At 51.3% G+C, this 20,567-nt stretch carries 18 protein-coding genes; 3 read left to right on the plus strand and 15 right to left on the minus strand.

Annotated elements, in window-relative coordinates; translation table 11 throughout:
* Positions 1 to 140 precede the first annotated feature (140 nt).
* From trhO to IQ260_RS06600, 4 genes are all read right to left on the minus strand, one after another.
* Complete coding sequence (gene trhO / locus IQ260_RS06585; RefSeq protein WP_193991989.1) at positions 141 to 1,058, minus strand: oxygen-dependent tRNA uridine(34) hydroxylase TrhO; 918 nt, start codon at positions 1,056 to 1,058, stop codon at positions 141 to 143.
* Between the two features lie 66 nt (positions 1,059 to 1,124).
* Complete coding sequence (locus tag IQ260_RS06590) at positions 1,125 to 1,973, minus strand: histone deacetylase family protein (protein WP_193991990.1); 849 nt, start codon at positions 1,971 to 1,973, stop codon at positions 1,125 to 1,127.
* A 152-nt stretch (positions 1,974 to 2,125) separates the two neighbouring features.
* Positions 2,126 to 2,971 (minus strand): hypothetical protein, encoded by an 846-nt coding sequence (locus IQ260_RS06595; RefSeq protein ID WP_193991991.1) that lies wholly within the window; start codon positions 2,969 to 2,971, stop codon positions 2,126 to 2,128.
* A gap of 305 nt (positions 2,972 to 3,276) precedes the next feature.
* The gene (locus IQ260_RS06600; protein ID WP_193991992.1) at positions 3,277 to 4,107 is read right to left on the minus strand and encodes a M23 family metallopeptidase; all 831 of its coding nucleotides are present in this window, start codon (positions 4,105 to 4,107) and stop codon (positions 3,277 to 3,279) included.
* A gap of 243 nt (positions 4,108 to 4,350) precedes the next feature.
* On the opposite strand from IQ260_RS06600, the gene IQ260_RS06605 reads away from it, so the two are divergent.
* Positions 4,351 to 5,583, plus strand: coding sequence for an HhoA/HhoB/HtrA family serine endopeptidase (locus tag IQ260_RS06605; RefSeq protein WP_193991993.1), 1,233 nt, complete (start codon positions 4,351 to 4,353; stop codon positions 5,581 to 5,583).
* 107 nt (positions 5,584 to 5,690) lie between these two features.
* Here IQ260_RS06605 and IQ260_RS06610 read toward each other — a convergent pair whose 3' ends face one another.
* The 3 genes from IQ260_RS06610 to IQ260_RS06620 all read right to left on the minus strand — a co-directional run bounded on the left by IQ260_RS06610 (position 5,691) and on the right by IQ260_RS06620 (position 7,785).
* Positions 5,691 to 6,059 (minus strand): DUF760 domain-containing protein, encoded by a 369-nt coding sequence (locus tag IQ260_RS06610; protein ID WP_193991994.1) that lies wholly within the window; start codon positions 6,057 to 6,059, stop codon positions 5,691 to 5,693.
* A 159-nt stretch (positions 6,060 to 6,218) separates the two neighbouring features.
* Complete coding sequence (gene scpB / locus IQ260_RS06615) at positions 6,219 to 6,845, minus strand: SMC-Scp complex subunit ScpB (protein WP_193991995.1); 627 nt, start codon at positions 6,843 to 6,845, stop codon at positions 6,219 to 6,221.
* An 82-nt stretch (positions 6,846 to 6,927) separates the two neighbouring features.
* The gene (locus IQ260_RS06620) at positions 6,928 to 7,785 is read right to left on the minus strand and encodes a universal stress protein (RefSeq protein ID WP_193991996.1); all 858 of its coding nucleotides are present in this window, start codon (positions 7,783 to 7,785) and stop codon (positions 6,928 to 6,930) included.
* A gap of 114 nt (positions 7,786 to 7,899) precedes the next feature.
* Between IQ260_RS06620 and IQ260_RS06625 the strand changes: the two genes are divergently transcribed.
* Positions 7,900 to 8,355 (plus strand): acyl-CoA thioesterase, encoded by a 456-nt coding sequence (locus IQ260_RS06625; protein WP_193991998.1) that lies wholly within the window; start codon positions 7,900 to 7,902, stop codon positions 8,353 to 8,355.
* A gap of 39 nt (positions 8,356 to 8,394) precedes the next feature.
* On the opposite strand, the gene IQ260_RS06630 is transcribed toward IQ260_RS06625, so the two are convergent.
* The 3 genes from IQ260_RS06630 to sodN form a co-directional block, all read right to left on the minus strand.
* Positions 8,395 to 8,883, minus strand: a complete 489-nt coding sequence (locus IQ260_RS06630; RefSeq protein ID WP_193992000.1) for a GNAT family N-acetyltransferase — start codon at positions 8,881 to 8,883, stop codon at positions 8,395 to 8,397.
* A 27-nt stretch (positions 8,884 to 8,910) separates the two neighbouring features.
* Positions 8,911 to 9,306: a S24/S26 family peptidase gene (locus tag IQ260_RS06635; protein ID WP_193992002.1), complete on the minus strand. Its 396-nt coding sequence runs from the start codon at positions 9,304 to 9,306 to the stop codon at positions 8,911 to 8,913.
* A gap of 94 nt (positions 9,307 to 9,400) precedes the next feature.
* The gene (gene sodN, locus IQ260_RS06640) at positions 9,401 to 9,868 is read right to left on the minus strand and encodes a superoxide dismutase, Ni (RefSeq protein WP_193992004.1); all 468 of its coding nucleotides are present in this window, start codon (positions 9,866 to 9,868) and stop codon (positions 9,401 to 9,403) included.
* A gap of 194 nt (positions 9,869 to 10,062) precedes the next feature.
* Between sodN and IQ260_RS06645 the strand changes: the two genes are divergently transcribed.
* Positions 10,063 to 11,067, plus strand: coding sequence for a DNA/RNA non-specific endonuclease (locus IQ260_RS06645; RefSeq protein ID WP_228015644.1), 1,005 nt, complete (start codon positions 10,063 to 10,065; stop codon positions 11,065 to 11,067).
* Here IQ260_RS06645 and glmM read toward each other — a convergent pair.
* The 5 genes from glmM to IQ260_RS06670 form a co-directional block, all read right to left on the minus strand.
* Positions 11,064 to 12,410, minus strand: a complete 1,347-nt coding sequence (gene glmM / locus IQ260_RS06650) for a phosphoglucosamine mutase (protein ID WP_193992006.1) — start codon at positions 12,408 to 12,410, stop codon at positions 11,064 to 11,066. The two genes, IQ260_RS06645 and glmM, sit on opposite strands and share 4 nt — an antisense overlap.
* A 172-nt stretch (positions 12,411 to 12,582) precedes the next feature.
* On the minus strand, positions 12,583 to 13,029 hold the full coding sequence (locus IQ260_RS06655; RefSeq protein WP_193992008.1) for an STAS domain-containing protein: 447 nt from the start codon (positions 13,027 to 13,029) through the stop codon (positions 12,583 to 12,585).
* Between the two features lie 148 nt (positions 13,030 to 13,177).
* A complete protein-coding gene (galE, locus tag IQ260_RS06660) occupies positions 13,178 to 14,212 on the minus strand; it encodes a UDP-glucose 4-epimerase GalE (protein WP_193992010.1) in 1,035 nt (344 codons plus the stop codon).
* Between the two features lie 56 nt (positions 14,213 to 14,268).
* Positions 14,269 to 16,233: a WD40 repeat domain-containing protein gene (locus IQ260_RS06665; RefSeq protein ID WP_193992012.1), complete on the minus strand. Its 1,965-nt coding sequence runs from the start codon at positions 16,231 to 16,233 to the stop codon at positions 14,269 to 14,271.
* 196 nt (positions 16,234 to 16,429) lie between these two features.
* A complete protein-coding gene (locus IQ260_RS06670; protein WP_193992014.1) occupies positions 16,430 to 20,371 on the minus strand; it encodes a DUF11 domain-containing protein in 3,942 nt (1,313 codons plus the stop codon).
* Positions 20,372 to 20,567 lie beyond the last annotated feature (196 nt).

Below are 20,567 nucleotides of genomic sequence, written 5' to 3' on the forward strand. Positions count from 1 at the left end.
TTGCAGGAGAGATCTTAGCGTCAACACTGTTTAAGAGAGCAACGAGCTGGTCGTAGATGACATCGTTTGCAAGTGTATATATACCAAAGGGTTTCATTGATAATATATCTCTCACTTATAAGGTTTTTATTAACCTGGAATCAACAATTTGGTGGCCGTTCAATTTCAAGATACGTTCGTTGTTTCTCCAACTGTCGCTGTTTTACTCGCTCGGCAAATCGTATGCGCTGGTCCTCGGTCAGTTTGTCATAACAGTGGGGACAGGCAATGCCGACCTCATAGTGGGACGACTGGGTATCTTGAGGTGAAATCGGATGTCCACAGCCATGACACATGGCATAGCTGCCTGGGGCTAACCCATGCTGCACGGTGACGCGCTCGTCAAAGACAAAACATTCTCCTTCCCATAAACTCTCGTCAACGGGAACTTCTTCCAGGTATTTCAAAATGCCGCCCTTGAGATGATAAACCTGTTCAAATCCTCGTTCTAGTAAATAGGAGGATGCTTTTTCACAGCGAATTCCACCTGTGCAGAACATGGCCACTTTTTTGTGTTTGGTTGGGTCTAGTTGCTCCGTTGTATAGTCAGGAAATTCGCGAAAAGAATTGGTTTCTGGGTTAACAGCACCTTGAAACGTGCCGATATCGACTTCGTAGTGATTGCGGGTATCAACTACCATCACGTCAGGATCAGAGATTACTTGATTCCAGTCTTGGGGCTCCACATAGGTGCCTACTTTTTTAGTGGGACTCACCTCTGGCTGCCCCAGGGTGACAATCTCTTTTTTAAGCTTTACCTTCATCCGTTCAAAGGGTTGCGCTTCGGCCCATGAGGTTTTATGGGTAAGATCGGCTAAGCGGGGATCTTGTTTGAGATGGGCGAGTACGGCTTCTAAATTTTTATCAGTCCCGGCAAGGGTGGCATTAATGCCTTCTTGGGCTAGTAAGATTGTTCCTTTGATTTTGTTGGCCTGGCATAGCGTCACTAAAGGCTGACGCAGCTCAGCAAAGTCATTAAGGTGAACAAACTTATAGAAGGTAATTACAGACCAGGGCATGGGTTGGGCAAAGGTGAGACTAAACTATTGCTATGGCAAAAGGTAATGCATCTCTATACTAGATTTTTAGCAATATTTTTGATAGACCTGACTGGCAGCTCGGTGTAAATAGGAGTGTCGGTATATCAGGGCGTTCATATCCTTCCCATAGCCGCCACCAATAACACAGGCTACAGGATACCTGGCTTTTGCACAGGTTTCGAGCACATATTTATCGCGTCGGTATAGTCCTTCATCGGTCAGGGCGAGTTTCCCTAGGCGATCATCTCGGTGGGGGTCGGCGCCAGCGTCGTAGAGGACCAAGTCGGGGTTGACTTGGGTTAATAGCCCTGGCAGGTGTGTTGCCAACTTAGCTAGATACTCGTCATCCTCAGTGCCTGCGGCCAGGGGAATATCGAGATCGCTGATTTGCTTGCGACCTGGGAAGTTGACGGCGCAGTGCATGGAAAAGGTAAAGACGCTGGGGTCATGGCGAAAAATCCAGGCGGTGCCGTCTCCCTGGTGGACGTCTAAATCGACGACCAAAATGGTATCAAGCAGTTTTTGGAGCTTGAGGAGGCGGGTTGCGATCGCAATATCGTTAAAAATACAAAATCCGGCCCCGTATCCTGGAAAAGCATGGTGGGTACCCCCAGCCGTATTACAAGCTAATCCTCGATTTAACGCTAGCTTTGCCGTCAGAATCGTGCCTCCGACCGCCGTACAGGTACGCCGCACCAGCGCCTCACTCCACGGTAAACCAATCCGCCGCTGCGCTTTAGCATCCAGATTTCCCCCATAGTAGGCATGCACATAGTCGGTATCGTGTACCAGCTCTAGCCATTCCTGGGGCGGTCGTCCCGGCTGATAGATCTGCTCTTCACCAATCACCCCGTCACGCACTAACAAATCCCGCAGCAGCTTAAACTTTGGCATCGGAAATCGATGCCCACTCGGCAAGGGCGTTACATAGTCAGGGTGATAAATAACCGGTAAACCAGACAATGTCAGTTTCTTAGCAAGACAGCTGTGTGCTGACAGGTCGCACCCAGTTCCCCCCTGTCAGCACACCGCTCACTACCCTAATCCTACAGAAATGAATTAATGGACCGTCTCTGACGCACATCTAACTTATGGGCCAGACTCCCCTCTTTCCAATCTAGGGGAGATGTTGCAGCCTCTGGCACCACGGTTACCTGCGTCGCTGCCTCCTTAGGCATCGCAAATGAAACCGGTTTAGACGCCACAGGTTTTGGCTGGTGAGGGGTACGACGAATTTTTTGCCCCTTGCGAAATGCCATCACCTGAGCCCCTGGCCGCTCAGCCCCTAGACGCCGAGCCCGACGTTTTCGACTGCCCCGTCCGCTCCCTGCAGCAGTCACTGGACGAAGCTTAGGGGCTACCCCGGCCACGCGTCGACGGCCCCGGCGGGACTCTTGAGTCAATCCCTCATTGCGAGACATCAGCATGCAGCCACCCGCACAGGCCACCACCATGACCAACAGCGGCCAGGTGGGCATGGTCTGCTCGACAGCTTCAGGGGGCAACGTAGCAGCCGGATCACGCTGGGCCAGGGAAAGACCATCACGGGTCGATAGTCGGGCCGCAGCTGCCGCATCGGGGGCGCTCAGGGGTTGGCCATCAATGCTACTGCTCACTGGCTCAAGCACCATCTCCTGGCCAGGGTTAGAGAGTCCGGCCAGTGCGATCGCAATCATCAGCACAAATGTTAACCACAGACCGCCCACCAACAGCCAGGGTCGTACCCAAATTAAGTCTGACCAAAATTTACTGGGAGTCGGTGCAGTCTTACCGTGCTTCGTCTGCTTATTTTTATCAGCCTTATCGACGGCGGACGGACGAGGGGGCTGGGGAGATGCTGGCTGGGTCTGTACTGGCCGGGTCTGTACTGGCTGGGTCTGGGCCGTCTTCAACTTTGCAGAGCCCGTCTTTTTTTTGGTTCGAGCAGGTCTACCACGTCTTGGAGCGCTTTGTCTCGAAGCGCCTTGTCTTGAAGCGCTTTTAAAGAGGTCTCTAATTCTTTTGGACAGTTGCTTGGACAAAATTGGATGCTCAGACATAGCACGACATGTTCCTTTAAAAGCACCCTCACCCACGATTTTGGACCCAGAATATCGGCATTGTAAGGCTTCTTTATCACAATGACTAGCGTTACTGCGCAATTCTTCAGATATGCGACCCAGCAGCCAGGATCTGACGGATCTAGCCGCTAACGCCCCTAACGTTGTAACTCTAATTCAGACAAATACAGACCTGGATCTTGGGCCACCCACCCCTCCCGAGAGTTTGTTCGGATTTCGAAATATACAAAAGACTCTAAAGCTCCGGTCGAATGACCACCAACAGAGCCCAGAGTACCCCCCTCAGGGACAATATCACCCACCTTAAGGGTGACATTATCAAGATTGCCATAGCGCGTTTGTAAGCCATTGCGGTGGTTGACCACCACCAGCACCGCCCCATTATGCTCCCCCACAAACGCCACCGTGCCATTGGCTGCCGATGTCACTCCGGTCCCAGCGGCCGCCGCCAGCGCAATCCCACTGTTAAAGACAAGCTCATCCTTCTGAGGATGGGGCTGCCAACCATAGCTCAAAACCACTGTCGCTGGCGCAGGTAGCGGATAGTTCAGTGTGGTCGGGGCGGTGGCGGCGACCATGCGATTGGGACCCGGTATAAAGACTCGGCGAGGCAGCGCATTGGGACATCCATTCACCTCAAATAAAAGATCGGCCCGTGTCCCATGCTGCTCAGCCAGAGACTGCCACGTTTGCCCAGTCCCCACCTGGGCCACCGTGCCATTAAACGGAGGCACAGCCACCACTTGCCCCGATGGCAATACGCCCTGGGCCGATAGCGTAGGATTCATCGCCACCAGGGTAGACGGGAGCAAACCATATTGAGACGCCACCGTGCTCAGGGACTCTCCGGAGCCAGTGCGGTGACTGACCACCTGGGCCAGGGCCGCTTCAGGACAGGGTGACGCGTGAGCCGCCATGGTCAGCCCTAAGGGCAGCAGCCCCAGCAGCCCCAACAAAGGCTTAAACAAAGGTTTATGAAATCTTTGGAATATATACATGCTAGGAGCACCCCAGAATTCTAGACAATGAATAAAGCAGCATTCCGCAGACACAGACAATGATAGGAAAATTGACCTGGGTATAGCACCAGCATTAAGTACCATAGATAGGGCTATATCCTTGATATGGCCTTAAGCCAGTACATTTTCGAGCTAATTTTCGCTAAGGTAAAGCCATCAAAGTCCTCATCTCTAATCAGTGAGGAAGCAGTAATGGGAATGTCTCCAAAACAACTCGGTTTATATATAGGTCTCCTAATCGTCGGTAGCGGTACCGGCTGGATGAGCCGTAGCTACTTTTTCAATCCCGTTGCCAACGACCAGGATAGCGACTTACCCATTGCCACTTCGATTTTACGCACAACGGCTGAGCCCGGCGAAGCGCCTACCCCCCAGCCTCGCAACCATCCTCCGGTCCTAGAGAATCCCAACTTTATTGCTGCCGCCGCTGAGCAGGTGGGACCTGCCGTTGTCCGCATCGATGCCTCTCGTTCAGTTAGAGGCATCTCCGATACATTCGAGCATCCCTTCTTCAAGCGTTTTTTCACCGACGAACTTCCGATAGAGCCGGAACTACCAGAGCGCCTGGAACAGGGCACTGGCTCTGGATTTATTCTTAGCAGAGATGGTCAAGTTATGACCAATGCCCATGTAGTAGAGGGGGCTAAAACTGTCACCGTCACGTTAAATGATGGTCGTACATTTCAAGGCGATGTTATTGGTACTGATCCGGTCACTGATGTGGCAGTGGTTAAAATCGATGGCAGCGATCTGCCCACCGCCCCCCTAGGATCCACAGAAAATTTAGCGGCAGGGCAGTGGGCCATTGCCATTGGTAATCCTCTGGGGTTAGACAATACGGTTACTGCAGGCATTATTAGCGCGATCGGCCGCACCAGCTCCCAAGTAGGTATTTCTGACAAACGCGTACAATTTATTCAAACCGACGCTGCCATTAATCCAGGTAACTCTGGTGGCCCCCTCCTTAATGATCAAGGGGAAGTCATTGGCATGAATACCGCTATCCGAGCGGGCGCTCAGGGACTAGGCTTTGCCATTCCGATTGAAACCGCTACACGGATTGGCAACCAGCTGTTTGAGGATGGTGAAGTCCAGCACCCTTATTTAGGGATTCAGATGGTCAATCTCAATCCAGAAATGCGCAAACGGATCAACAATGATGAGGACTTTGGCTTGACCATCAAAGCCGACTCTGGCGTCATGGTGATCCGCGTTATGGAAGGTACTCCCGCTGATGAGGCTGGTATTCAGCGCGGTGATGTGATTAGAAAGGTCAATGGCGTAGACGTTGCTACAGCAACGGATGTACAGTCTCAAGTCGAGGCCAGTAATATTGGCAAAGCTCTCAAGGTGGAGATTGATCGTAGGGGCGATATCCAAACCTTGGAACTCAAGCCCACAAAAATGCCTGACACCCTACAGTAAAAGAACGCTGTAGCTCACAATCACGAACAGGCCACAAAACAAAACAGACATTAGTGGGACCACCACTCTAGGCGGCCACTCTGGGTGGCCACTCTGGGCAGCCTATGTCAGCTATCCAGGTCGGGGAAATCGCTATCTAACTCGCTGTCTAAAGCTGATAAACCAGAAAGGCTAGACTCTAGCTCCATACGCTGTTCCATCTGTCGCAGGAAATAGCCCGTCATCATCGCTGACGCTAGCAGACCAGCCAAGTTTTCCCGGTCGGTGGTTACCTGTACGTTGAAGCCTTCAGAGGGGAGCACCCCAATTAACCCCTGGACGTTCTGAGAAATAATCTGCTTGATCTCACCACTCACCGACTGGGCAACACGGGTCAATACTTCAGGTGGTTGATGCTGTAGGTACTTCAGAAGCTGATTTACCTGCGCATCATCAGAACCCATGCTGATAAATTGAGCGCTATCGGGGTTAAACATAAATGGTTATGTATTGCTTTTAATTACCTTAGCGTGATAAAGCCGATTTCAGCCAGCACTTACAGGAAGTTCAGTGTGATCAACATAGCTTTAAGCGTACTTAATATTTCCTACGGATAAATGCTGGCCAGATCCGCTAATTAACGCCTGAAACCGGTTTCAAGCTTCTGAAATAACGACAGGATCAGCGTCTATCTCAAGACTAGGGGAGGCTTCTGGCATAATCGCAGAGGTTGATTCCAGCGCTGTATTGTCCGCTGTTTCTACGATCGATAATTGGCTAGATTCAGGGGCATCCTCGACAGCCTCCGGTAAATTAATTTGTGGAAGTTTATCAATTTCAAAACGCTGATAAAACTTCTCTGTTACTTGCAACCAGAATGATCGACCATCTGCCTGCCGCCGCCGCCGCACAAAGCCTTGATCCACTAGGTCGTGCACATGGCCATAGGCCCCAGAGCCCCGTAAATCGACTAAATCGGTTTGGCTCAGGGGGCCACGCATGGCTATGGCCGCCAATGTTCGCAAAGCACCTAACCCAATATCCAATGGAATCAGTTCGTCCAAAAGTGGCTTGAACGGCTGACGTAGCTGCAGACTATAGCCGTTCTCGGTTTCGGCAATTTCCAAGGCGCCTTCACGATGGGCATAGGCTCCCATCAATTGAATTAGCCCTTCCTCAGCAGCATCCTTATCACAGCTGGCATATTCAGCAATCTGTCCAATAGTCAGGGGTTTGGCTTTGAGATACAGGATTGCTTCAATTGTGTGAGACAAAGACGCCATAGGTACAACGCTTGCAAACGTGGGTCAAGTTTAACGTAAACGGTTCTAAACTCAACTCTGCAGATTTTGCAGCTGCGGCGTTTCAATTAGTTTCGATCCGCGTTAGCAACACAGGACAGGGGGCATTGATCCGGACATAGTCGGATAGGGAGCTGCCCAGCAACCGATCAATATCGGGCAGACCTTTAGCGATGGAAGGCCGACGGTCAGGGGAGCCCAAAATTAGCAAGTTCACATTTAGCTGCTCGGCCAGGGAGCAAATACGCTGACCAGGTTTACCTTCTGGTGCGACACAGCGATAGTCAATGCGATAGCGCTTAGCTTCAGCAATGGCGGGGGCTAGGACTGGATCACTCTCTGGGTTGGCATTAATTGCTTCATCAATAGAGCTGCGCAAGTTTGACAGGGTGTGAACAAAGATCAGCTCACTGTCTTTGATATCGCGGGTCAGGTCGATAGCTGTCTTCAGGGACTCTTTGGCCATGTCTGACTTATCTAGAGCCACCAAAACTCGTTTGACAGGACGAATACCATAGAGGTCATCCTTGACCAGTAGCATCGGTTTTGACGAGAGCTGAAACACATACTGGCTGACGGAGTTCTTCAAAATAGCCTTCAGCCCTCCCAAACCACGGGAGCCCATAATGATCAAATCTGCATCGATTTCATCGGCTACCCGGCAGACTACATCTTTAGGCTCACCTTCCCGTAGCATAGGGGTGACCTTGGAGGCCTCAATCCCTAGACGACTGACTGTATCTGCAAGCTGCTGCTCGCTACCAGACTGCTGATCACCCATGTTGCCAGCCGAACTCTTGGGTGAAACTACCTTGAGCACCGTTACTTGCGATCGCTGAATCATGGGGATGTCCAGCAGGGCCTTAAACATAGTTTCGGTATTGCCAGGACCAGAACTGGCGAGCAAAATCTTTTCGATCATTGACTAAACCCTATTGGATAAACTCACAAGGATGTATAAATATCTATGATAAGCAGGCCGTTTTCAGATATCTAAGCAGGGTTCACAATTCGTAGTTTGGCACTTAAGTTATCTATGACTAACCGTTGGTTTGATTATGGGTTCCGGGTACAGCCTCACCACACAGACTACAGCGGTGTTGTTTGGCACGGTACCTACATCCAATGGATGGAGACGGCTCGTGTCGAGTGCCTGAGAGCCGTGGAGTTTCCCTTTGAAGAGTTTGTTGCTGCAGGGTATGACTTGCCGGTCATAGATTTACAACTACGCTATCATCAACCGCTCACCCTAGGTGCCAAAGGATTAGTGAGAACCCGGCTAGAAATCAGCCGAGGCGTTAGGTTAACGTGGTTTTATAAAATTTATGACACGACGGCAGCCAGCCCCCAGCTTTGTATCACAGGCCAGGCGGTCTTAGCCCCCATTGATTTGGCTAAACGGAAAATTGCTCGCCGTCTACCGGCTGAACTGCAATCTATGTTTGACTCGTTGGAAAAATACTTCGCGGCGAATGTTGTAGCGAATGATTAAGGGTGGGCGCCAAGCTCAAAGGTATTCGCTGACGCTTGCTCATTCGTTAATGGCTAAATCTTCTAAGGCTCTGCCAGCGACCCGACACGTTCGCCAATCAGTAAGCATGACAGCCCCCTTAGACATATAGAAATCAATGGCAGGCTGATTCCAATCCAAGACACTCCATTCAAAACGACCACAGCCTTTGGCCAGCGCAAGCTGGGCCAGATACTGAAAAATGGCGGTACCGGTTCCACGTCGTCGATAGCCAGGTAAGACAAACAGGTCTTCGAGATAGATACCTGGTTTCATTAGAAAGGTGGAAAAGTTGAAAAAATAGAGGGCAAATCCGGCGGGCGCTCCATCAATGCGGGCAACGATGGCATGGGCTTTTGGGCTATCACCAAACAGATATTTGGCTAGATCTTCTGGCGCTCCAGTAACTTCATTGGCCAGGTTTTCATACTCGGCCAGGGCCATGACCAGCTCAAAAAGCAGGGGAACATCATCAAGGGTGGCGGGGGTAATGTTTATGGGGGCTGCCATTGGGCGATCAAGAAAGTAAATATGATGTCATTTTGGAGCCGAGGCTAACCGGCTGGTGACACGACCGAGAATACGGTGGGTGGAGATGATACCAAAGTGACGGCTATCGCGGACACCTGGCTCCTCTGTATTATCACTGATTAGGTAGATCCCCCCGTCATAGAAGATTTCGCTGACGCGTTTGATGAGTAGTCGCTCTGAAGATGTGGCTGCGGTCGTGGGGGGGCGTGCGATCGCAATATCGCCCACCTGCACCTGCACCCCCATCTCGGCCAGGACCGTATCCCCCGGCATCAGTGTTGGCACCATTGAGTTCTCCCGCACCAAAAACCGCCGCCGTTGTCCCAACAACCATTGGCCATATTCCTGCCACCTGGCCTGGGGGAGCGCCTTGGCCGTCGACATCATCCGCTGATTGACCATTGCTGATTGACCATTGCTGATATCAAAACAAATACAAAAATCCCGCCAAGTAAACACCTCGCGGGATCTTTCAAAGCCATTGACTATACAACCACTAGCTAGCGGTATACCAAGCCACATCGCGGCCTTTAGTAGCCCAGAAGATACCATGGATCTTCTCCACAGCGGCCATCAGTTCTTCAGCATGCTGCTGACTAACTTCTACTTTACAAGCAGAACAAAGCTTAGCCGCCTTCCAGAAAGTATCGTGCAAATCAGGATAGGACTCTAGATGTACAGGCTTAAAGTAGTCAGTCCAAAGAATCAACAAATCATCCTTAGTCTTTTGAGCCTGCTCTTCTTTGATCGCAATGTAGCGAGACAGGGTGTTAGCGTAGGCTACTTTACCCGCTGCATCCCCTGGCTCCTCAAGCGCCAAGATTTTCTTAGTCATCGACAGCACAGCCTCAGCCGTGATCCGAGCAGCAGATGGATCATAAACACCACAGGGACCATCACAGTGGGCATGGACCTCAGTAGGGGGGAACCAAGCGTTTAGTAATGCAATTGCGTTGTTGAGCATAGTCACCAATCGGTAAATAGTTGATGGGTTTCTGCTAGAGGCTTCGCCGGAAAAATCGTTCAGCGAAATCGTCCAGCGAAATCGTCCAGCGCAGTTAACAGTATACTGCCGTTTTCCCATCCCTCCCGAGGGGATACGAAAGGTCGTATTTTTTTAACATTGCAATATTATTGAGGCAATTGAGGCATTTGAATTTGATACCTTGGTCCCCTTGGATACAGTACTCAACCAGGGCAGCTGTCTTACTGCTCGCCGTAACGGGCTGTAACGCAGCCACTGAGCTAGTCGACCCCAATGCCCATCTGCCCCCCTGTGTCGAGCAAAATTGTAACTGTGGTGATTTTGTCAGTCAGGACCTGGCTCAATGGGTTCTCGATAATGACAAAAATGACCCCCATAGCCTTGATGGCGATGGCAATGGCCGTGCCTGTGAGCGGCTGCCCCAAACCACCCCAGAATTAGACTGGGAAACCTATTTTTCCAATAGCCCTCACCTGGCCCTGGGCAACCCTAGCCATGCGGGCCAAGAAAACATTGACAACTATTTAATTGATCGAGAACAGTATGCCCTCGCCTACAGCCAAAGTCGCGGTGTTCTGCGCTGGGCCAGCTGGGTTTTGAGTAAAGACTGGGTAGGCAGCACCGACCGGCAAAACAATTTTCGTCCCGATGGCATTCTGCCCAAGGGCACCTACCAGGTCACCCCCAGGGACTACACTGGCAGCGGTTACGACCGTGGCCACATGGTCCCTTCCGCCGATCGCACCGCCAGCGAACCAGACAACTCCGCTACATTTTTGATGACCAATATTTTTCCCCAGACCGCTGAAAACAATCGTGGCCCTTGGCGAGAGCTAGAAAGCTACTGTCGTGATCTGGTCCATCAGCAAGGAAAAACGCTGTACATCATCGGAGGTATCTATGGTCAAAAACAACCCATTGCCCAGGAGAGAGTGATCCCTCCTAGTCGGATCTGGAAGGTGGTAGTGGTGTTTGACCGTGCCCCTACCGCAGACGATATCCATTACAACACTGAAATCATTGCAGTGGATATCCCCAACAGCAATCGGCTAGATGACCAGTGGCAAACCTACCAAACCTCCATCGACCGGATTGAACTCGCCACCGGCTATGATCTGTTATCAGAGGTACCCGCTACCTTACAAGCTGAGCTAGAAACAAGACTCAGTAACCACTAGACCTTCTCATCCACCACGGCCCGGACCATCGCCGTGGCTTCTTGAATCAGCTGCTCGGTTTCTGCTTCGACCATAATGCGCAGCAGTGGTTCGGTTCCAGAACGCCGTACCACCACACGGCCCTGCGTATTGACCAGCTGCATTGCTTGCTGAGTAGCTGTGTCAATGGCGGCTTGGTCAAGGGTTTTGTAGCGCACATTGGTGAGCTTTTGGGGCACTGAACCATAGACATGGGCTAACTCGGCTAAAGGTTTGTCACTGGCCACTAACGCCGCCAGCACCTGCAGTGCTGCAGCCAAGCCATCGCCAGTGGTGGCATGGTCACCTAAGACAATATGTCCTGATTGCTCACCACCCAGGTTTAGGCCCTTTTCTCGCATGGCTTTCACCACATAGCGGTCGCCCACGTTGGTACGGAATAAACGGATGCCACGGTCTTTTAAGTAGCGCTCCAGCCCTAAATTGGACATTACCGTGGCCGCCACACCACAGCCACGGAGCTGGTTGCGATCCTGTAAAAATGTGGCAATGAGCGCCATGATCTTATCGCCGTCGATGATGTGCCCGTTGGCATCGGCAATAATTACCCGGTCGGCATCACCGTCTAGGGCCAAACCAATATCAGCACCGTGGTCTAGCACCGCTTGACACATGGCAGCGGGGGACGTGGCTCCACACTCGGCATTAATATTAACGCCGTTGGGGGTGACGTTGAGGGGAATAGCTTCGGCACCCAATTCCCACAGCACCGTGGGTGCGGACTTATAGGCAGCACCGTTGGCGCAGTCCACCACCACTTTGAGACCATTGAGGCTAAGCTTTTTGGGAAAGGCGCTTTTAACCGCTTCGATATAGCGCCCTAAGCTGTCGTCTAAGCGTTGAGCCCGACCTAAGGTGTCGGCAGTTGCATAGTCTGGAGATAGGTCGGCCTGCATCTGCGCTTCAATCTCTAGTTCGGTGAGATCGGATAGCTTGAAGCCATCGGGACCAAATAGTTTAATGCCATTGTCTTGGTACAGGTTGTGCGATGCCGAAATCATCACCCCCAAGTCCGCTCGCATGGAACGTACCAGCCATGCCACCGCTGGGGTGGGCACTGGGCCAGTTAGCAACACATCCATGCCCATGGCGGTAAAGCCTGCCACCATAGCGGGCTCTAACATATAGCCAGAAAGACGAGTATCTTTGGCAATCACAACCCGATGTCGGTGTGAACCATGGCGCAATTGCTTGGCCGCTGCCATGGCAACTTTCATCGCGATATCCGCAGTCATCGGATGCTGATTGGCCTGGCCACGGATACCATCGGTGCCAAAATACTGTCGAGTTGGGAGAGAATTCATACGTTCTAAATAGGGACAACGTTTATAGGACTGATTGCATAAAGATTAGACAACAGAAAATTCCCCAAGCTGGGTGTTTTAACCATTAGGGGCTGAAGCATTCAGTCTCTTCTGTTAACAAACGGGGATAAAAAGGGATTGCCAACCCCTTACCCAACCTCCGTTCACTACTCTAAAATTGAGGCAATTGAGACGCGGCAAGAGAGCTGTCTATCATCATGCACACACGGTCTAGCTGGGTCAATTCAAACACAATCTGAATAGAGGGGGGTGCCCTTAAAATATAGATACTCTTTGTGCGGGCTCGGGCGGTGTTAATGGCTTGCATCAAATCTACCAGGCCAGCATTATCTAAACTCTCCACCCTTGACATATCAATTATCAATTCTGGTTCTGTAACAGCAGCCATTGTGGAAGTCAACTGCTCTTTTAAGACAGCTCCACTCTCAGCATCCATCATTCCAGATGGAACGATAATGGTTATCACCGAGGAATAGCGCCTAGATACCGATGAGTCAGGTCGTAAGGGTAGTTCTGCCAGCTCTGGTGCTTTAAGCACCTTTTCTAAGGGGGCTGACTCTTGGGTAGAGCGGTGGATGGCTTTTGTCGGATGTCCCATAAGTTTCGTTACCTTGCCTTACGCAAAAAGGAGCTTCAAGATATCGAAGGATTCTTCAGAGCCTTTGAGGAAGACTATAATACTGCCTACTTTTAGAAGCGCTTTAAACTAAAGAGAAGACCATTTCAGATTTTTGTTCCTCTCCGTATCATGAGTGTACTGATTTACACTGACTCAAAGCCGGTTCTGCCGTCTTCTGGTGCCAGGACCAGGCATGGCTGATGATGCTGTACAAATCAGGATAGCTGGGCTGCCAGTTGAGCATACGCTGTGCTTTTTGACTACAGCCGACCAAGGTGGGGGGATCACCGGGTCTGCGATCGCACCATTGGGCCGGAATCGGGCGTCCGGTTACCTGACGCGCCACGTCGATCACCTCTTTTACCGAAAAACCACTGCCGTTGCTCAGGTTAAAGGTGTCACCTTGAGCATTATTCAACAAATGCTCTAAACCCAATAGATGCGCCTTAGCCAGATCCATCACATGGATATAGTCTCGAATGCAGGTACCATCAGAGGTAGGATAATCAGTCCCAAAAATCGAGATAGCCTCTCGCAGCCCCATGGCCGTCTGTAATACTAACGGGATCAGATGTGTTTCTGGAAAATGATCCTCGCCTAAACAAGCATCAGGGTGGGCTCCGGCTGCATTAAAATACCGAAAAATAACTGATCTTAATCCGTAGGCAGCCGAAAAGTCAGATAAAATCCGCTCCACCATGTGTTTGCTAGCACCGTAGGGATTAATCGGATTCTGGGGATGATTTTCAGAAATGGGGACAGCCTTGGGGACACCGTAGGTAGCACAGGTGGATGAAAATACTATGTTTTTCACACCGGCCTCCACCATGGCCTCCAACAGCGTTAGCGTCCCAACCACATTGTTGCGATAATATTTAGCCGGCCTGTCAACGGATTCACCCACATAGGCATAGGCAGCGAAGTGAACAACGGCTGTAATGGAATACAGCTTAAAAATGTTGTCCAGTAAGTTTCGGTTACTAATATCTCCTGGAATCACTCTGGCATTTAAGACGGACTCAACTAGGTCTTGATGGCCATATACCAGATTGTCGAGGATAATGATGTCATACCCCGCTTGCTCTAACAAGAGAGCTGTATGGGAGCCGATGTAGCCAGCCCCCCCTGTCACTAATATGGAAGACTTGTTCTGAAAAGCCATGGTTTTTCTCTCCACACAATCGAAGGGATTTTTGCCCAACGCTCAGTTGCTTAGAATCAGCGGAAACTTGTTGCCTCACCCGTTACTATGGCCAACCCATCAATGACGTTGTCCTCCAGGTCGACCATGGACTCTTTCCACAACGAACTAACAGCCCCACGGGTTTTCGCCCCCAATGAACTGGAGATCAGTCGAAAGATGTCATCACCTTCACCCTGTAAGCTGGGGGTATCAAAAGCCCCTTTGGTGGTTAAAGCAAACTCACGACTCTCACCCATCCAAATACCGTTGACATCTTCAGAGCTGTTGGTAAGGCCTATATCAGAACCATCTAAGTGAAGTGTCCAACTCCCTGGCGTGGCCGCCCCCAAAGCCGGCGGGTTGAGAATGAGGACATCCGCGTCTGTACCTAAAATATCGTCAACTTGGATAGCTCCCGTAGTACTGATAACAATTTGACCATCGGGCAGTACATCTAGGGCATCAATATTTTCATCGCTGGTGTCAAGCCCCACATCTGCACCTTTTAGGTACAGTTCAAACCTGCCAGCCGTATTACGTCCCGTAGATGTGGGGATAAAGCGGACAATATCAGCACTGGTCACCGCACCCACATCCAATAACGTAGCAGCCGTGGTCAAGCTAAACACGACGCTGCCATCAGGCAGTAGATCAAATGCATCGATATCTGAATTGCGTAAGCCGATGTCAGAACCATCTAAATAGATCGACCAGTCTGCAGTTTGGCGATTAAAGGTGAGGATATCATCATCCTTAAATGAGAGATCTCCTATGCTACCGCTGCCATTAAAACTGACATGAATGAGATCGGAAGAGGGGGGCTGGAATTTCTGAAATAGATAAACAGCCCCGCTGTTATCCCCGCCGTCATCATCTCCGATGGCCCCGATCAGCAAATTGTTTTGATCTAGCGCCACCGTATTGCCAAAGAGATCGCTGTCCTCCGGAGTCGGATTTAAGAAGGTCTGGAGATGTTGGCCTGTAGTCGCATCAAAGAGATAGGCAGCTCCGCTGTTTTCACCCCCGCTGTCATTTAGATTGGCTCCGATGAGGACGTTATCGCCTGAAAGGGCTACAGAGAGTCCAAAGGCCTCTCCACCCATGGCCGAGGGATTCTGAAACGTTTGTAATATCTCTCCGGTCACCGTATCAAAGAGATAGACTGATCCCCGTTGGGTTGTATCGTCTCCATCAAAGGGGGCACTAATCAGCGCCCTATCACCCTCTATAGCGACTGCCCGACCAAAAAGATCGCCGCTAGCGGGGGTCGGGTTCACAAAGGTGCGTAATAAGTTCCCTGTGACCGCGTCAAACAGGTGGGTAGCACCGCTGTTGGTGGCACCCTCATTATCCAGAAAGGCTCCGACTAATACTTTATTGTTATCGAGGGCAACGACATCTCCAAAAAGATCGCCGCCCTCCGGAGTAGGATTTAAGAATGTTTGCAGCAAATCTCCCGTCGCCCCATCAAACAAATAGGCTACACCGCTATTAGGGGCTCCTCGATCGGACAATGGGGTACCAACCAGAACAGTTTCCCCGTCCATGGCTAGGGAGTGACCAAATGCGTCATCCCCGGTGGGAACAGGATTCAGAAATGTCTGGGTCAGTGCCCCTGTTGTCGTATTGAACAAATAGGCGGCACCGCCATTAGAGCCATTTTCATTGGCCAAGGGCGCACTAATGAGGGCGCTATCTTCGTCCAGGGCAACGGCAAAGCCAAATTGATCCGCCAGGGGGTTGGCTGTCGGCGGAGTCGGATTGATAAACGTCTGGAGTAGGCTTCCAGTGGCTCCATCAAACAGATAGGCCACATCATCCACAGCTGTGAGCGTATCATCATCAATGGCATCATTATCAAAAAATGAGCTGATGAGTACGTTGTTCCCTGAGAGGGCAACGGACCTAGCAAAAATATCCTCGCTGTCAGGAACAGGATTCAGTAATCTCTGGAGAAGGTTGAAAAAGATAATCGGGCTATCTTGTGTTGAGTTATCCATTGTTTTAGCTCCAAGGAATAGTTCAAAATGGTTGGTAGATAATTACCCTTGGTAAAAATAGTGATTACACGCACTGCCTGAGATCTTTTGTCTTCTGACCCTAAGGTCTTCCGTTGTCCTCTGGATCAAACGCACTCATCGCCCCCTGTGCGCCCAGGCTAAGTTTTGCACTCAGCCTGGGCGCAGACTTAACCAGCTACACCCATTCCACATGCAGCAGGGGTGCCGCAGCTGAAAGTCCATCAAACGACTCCGCCGTTCTTTCCCCGGTACCGGTGATGATGGTTGCGATCGCATTCCCACTGGACCAACCGGGTCGATCCACAATCTCTTGAATAATCGCAGTCATATCAGCCGTCCGCTGATCGATACCGGCAGCTCCCTTAGTTGTCCAATCCACCGGATTCCAGGCCACAGACGCGGTTGTTGTGGCCCGAGAAGAGATATCAAAATCAGTCCCACTAAAGATGAGGGGATCATCATCCGCTTGCCCTCGAATCGTCAGATTCGCAGCCCCCGTATTGACTTCATCCACCTGGAACTGAATATAGGCATTGGTGATGGTAGAGCCCTGGGGAATATTCACCCCGACATGGCGCATGCCAACAACTTGGTCACTACCCCGGTCAAACACAAATTCCAAATCGGAACTGCTTAGACTAACACTCCCGTCCGTTGCTTCTTCAGCATCATCGTTACCCGCTGCAACCCGAGTTTCAAAGATCGTTGGCGTCAGTCCAACGGAAATATCAACACTGTCTTGGTCGTCTTCAGCCGCCACGTTGTTATTCACTGTGGAGTCGGGATCGGGGAGATCGGACGCAGTGACCTCGGCGGTATACGTAAACATGCCAGTGGTGGGCGTGTCAGCCACCAGAGTGAGGGTGGCATTACTGCTATTGGCCAGAGTACCCACGTCCCAAACACCAGTGGTTGAGTTATAGCTGCCCTGACTAGCGGTATCCGACAGAAAAGTTAAGCCCGCTGGCAGCGCATCGGTGACGGCCACATTGGTGGTGGGGTCGGGACCATCGTTGGTCAGCGTCAGGGTAAAGGTGACGTCATCACCCACCCCAGGCGCGGCGTTATCCACCGCTGTGGTTAACGATAGGTCGGCCCCTGGTAAAGCGACGGTCACATCGACACTGTCTTGATCATCTTCGGCGGCATTGCCATTGCCCGGTGTAGAATCGGGGTCAGATTCATCTGAGGCGGTGACCTCTGCCGTATTGGTAAACGTGCCTGCGGTGGGCGTGTCAGCCACCAAATCCAGGGTGACAGTGCTGCCACTGGCCAGAGCACCCACATCCCAAACACCGGTAGTTGAGTTATAGCTGCCCTGGCTGGCGGTATCCGACAGGAAGGTTAGGCCCACTGGCAGCGCATCGGTGACGGCCACATTGGTGGTGGGGTCGGGACCATCGTTGGTCAGCGTCAGGGTAAAGGTAACGTCGTCGCCCACGCCGACGGTGGCGTTATTCACCGCTGTGGTCAGGGATAAATCAGCTCCCGTTGGCGGGGTGGTTGCATATTCTATGTGTAACAGCGGGGCGGCGTTAGGGTTGCCCTTGAACGACTCTGCTGTACGTTCTCCTGTGCCAGTGATAATGGTTGCGATCGCATTCCCACTGGACCAACCAGGCCGATTCACAATTTCTTGAATAATCGCGGTCATATCAGCTGTCCGTTGATCCACACCAGCCGCGCCAGTGGTAGTCCAAGGTACAGGATTCCAGGCTACAGAGGCCGTTGTTGTAGCCCTAGAGGAGATATTGTTGGTGGTCTCAGCAAATGACTGGGCATTATCCACATCCTCACCCACAATCGTCAGATTCGTAGCCCCCGTGGTCGCTTCATCGACCGTGAACTGAATATAGGCACTGGTGATAGTCGCCCCTTGGGGAATATTCACCCCACCCACACGCATACCAACCGTTTGATTCCCGTCATCAAATACCAACTCTAAGTCCGAACTCCCGGTATCCACAGAACCGGACAGCTCTTCCGCATCATCATCATCAGCGGAAACCCGACCTTCAAAGACATTGATACCGCCTACCGGTGCAACAGTAATCGCAATACTATCCTGGTCATCCTCAGCAGCATTGCCATTGCCTGGTGTAGAATCCGGGTCAGCTTCATCCGAGGCCGTGACCTCCGCTGTATTGGTAAACGTGCCAATAGTCGGGGTATCAGCCACCAGCGTTAACGTGGCATTGCCGCCATTGGCCAGCGTCCCCACATCCCACACACCAGTCGTAGAGTTATAGGTTCCCTGACTAGCCGTATCCGACAAGAACGTTAGGCCAGCTGGTAAAGCATCGGTAACGCTCACGTTGGTGGTCGGATCTGGACCATCGTTGGTCACCGTTACCGTAAAGGTAACATCGTCATCCACAACAGGTGTGGCGTTATCCACCGTAGTGGTCAGTGATAAGTCAGCTCCCGTTGGTGGCGGTGGGGTATCAAATAAAAACTCATGGACCTGTCCATCATTTTGAATATTTCCCGCATCACTATCCTCGCCCCGGTCAACAATGTAGAAACTCCGCCCGCCTCCACCTTGGCTACTGGGCGCAATCACTATCCCCGCCGGTCGGTCAATCGTCGGTGAGGTCGATATGTCATACGTATTCACCAGCGTGCCGGTCGTAGTGTACTCCCCCACCACCGGATCCCCGCCCGTGATAAACAAATTCCCCGTCACCGAGTCATACACAATCCCCTCGGGATCCGTAAACCCATCGCCCGCCGTATCAAACTGATTGACCAAGGTGCCCGATAGGGTAAATTGATAGACCTCGCCATTGATCCCACCTGCAATAAACAGGAACGGCCCTCCCGGTAAATCGGCGAACGCCACACCTTCTGAATCGGTGCTGCCAGACCCCCCGGAACTCGAATTAAACTGGTTAACCACCCCACCCGGCACATCACCGGCACTGCCATTTCCATCCGTTTCGGTAATGACATCACCGCTCAGGTCATTGGAAAAGAAAAAGTGGCCGTTCGCCGGATTGTAGCTAATCCCAGTCGGTTCGACGCCACCCGTCGGAAAGTCTAATGTGTTGCCGGTATCAACCACCGTACCCGACGTCGTAAATTCCCAGACGTTAACCCCCTGGAAGATTGCAATCTCATTGACTTCACCATCATCCAACACCAAGTTGCCTGACGCGCTATCAAAGGTCACCCCCGATGGATCTGGACTCGGCGGACTCCACTGCGACGTATCCGTCCGCTGCACAAACGATGAAACAAACGCATCCGCTTCTAATAAAGGTGGCTCTGCAGCTACCGGCGCGACGACCCGTATACTCTGCACAAACGGTAGACTTGCCGAAACTTGAGGCCGGACGGGCTGTTCAAACGATAGCTCAGTTACGCCTCGCTCACTATCGGCCACATAGAGACTCAGCTCATTCGGATCGTCCGTATTGTCGCCGCTAAAGCCAAATACCAAACTTTCAGGTTTGCCAAACTTAAACGGTGACAAATCTCGAACTGCGACCACCTCGCCCTTCGGCGTCAATTCAAACAGTTCCTGTTTCGGAATACTTAATACATGCAGATTACCCGTTGTCGCATCAAAGGCGATCCCCCGTAGATTATTGCCCACCTCCGACGGTAGCGCCACCTGGGAGATATTCGACTGCTCAAAGTCCCCCCTGGCATCGGGCTTAAGCACAATTATCGCTTTCGCCGCTCCATCCAAGACATACAGCGTCCCATCTGGAGCCGTTGTAAACCCTCGGGCATTCTTAATCCCAAAGGCTCTGATATCCACTTCTGTCTGGGTGGAGGTATCCAGCCTGCTGTTGGCATCCGATTGCACCAAAATCAGCGTGTTGCCATTGCGAGAAAGCCCTAGAAATCGATTAAATCGGGCATCAAAGGTCGTATTCAACGACTCAATTCCCGTCGGCAATGTCACAGAACGACTCAGATCTCGATCTTCATAAGCGGTAACCGCATCTAGAACTGTCGTCGTGGCATTACCAGAACTCTCTCGTAAATACAGAAACTGATCCACCCTGGGGTCATAGACAAGACCACTGGGTCTAGCTCGGCTCTTATCCTCAAACTGACGCTGCGTGTCATCCAGCTTCCGTATCTCTCTGACAAATCTCTTTTCCATAATATTTTTGCTAATTAGCCTCGTTTAATAGCAGTCTTGAAATGTTCTTATCTCGCTAAGAGCTAGACCCACGCGACAGATAACCAATCTGCTAGTTTACTCATCTAAAAAATGTATTGAAGGTTCATTTTTCGTGATTATTCACCAGAGTATAAGCAGGTAACCGTCAACTTTTATTCTCCAAAAAAGAGAGGTT

The sequence above is a fragment of the Leptolyngbya cf. ectocarpi LEGE 11479 genome (assembly GCF_015207065.1).
In the GTDB taxonomy this organism is placed as follows: domain Bacteria; phylum Cyanobacteriota; class Cyanobacteriia; order Phormidesmidales; family Phormidesmidaceae; genus Leptothoe; species Leptothoe ectocarpi.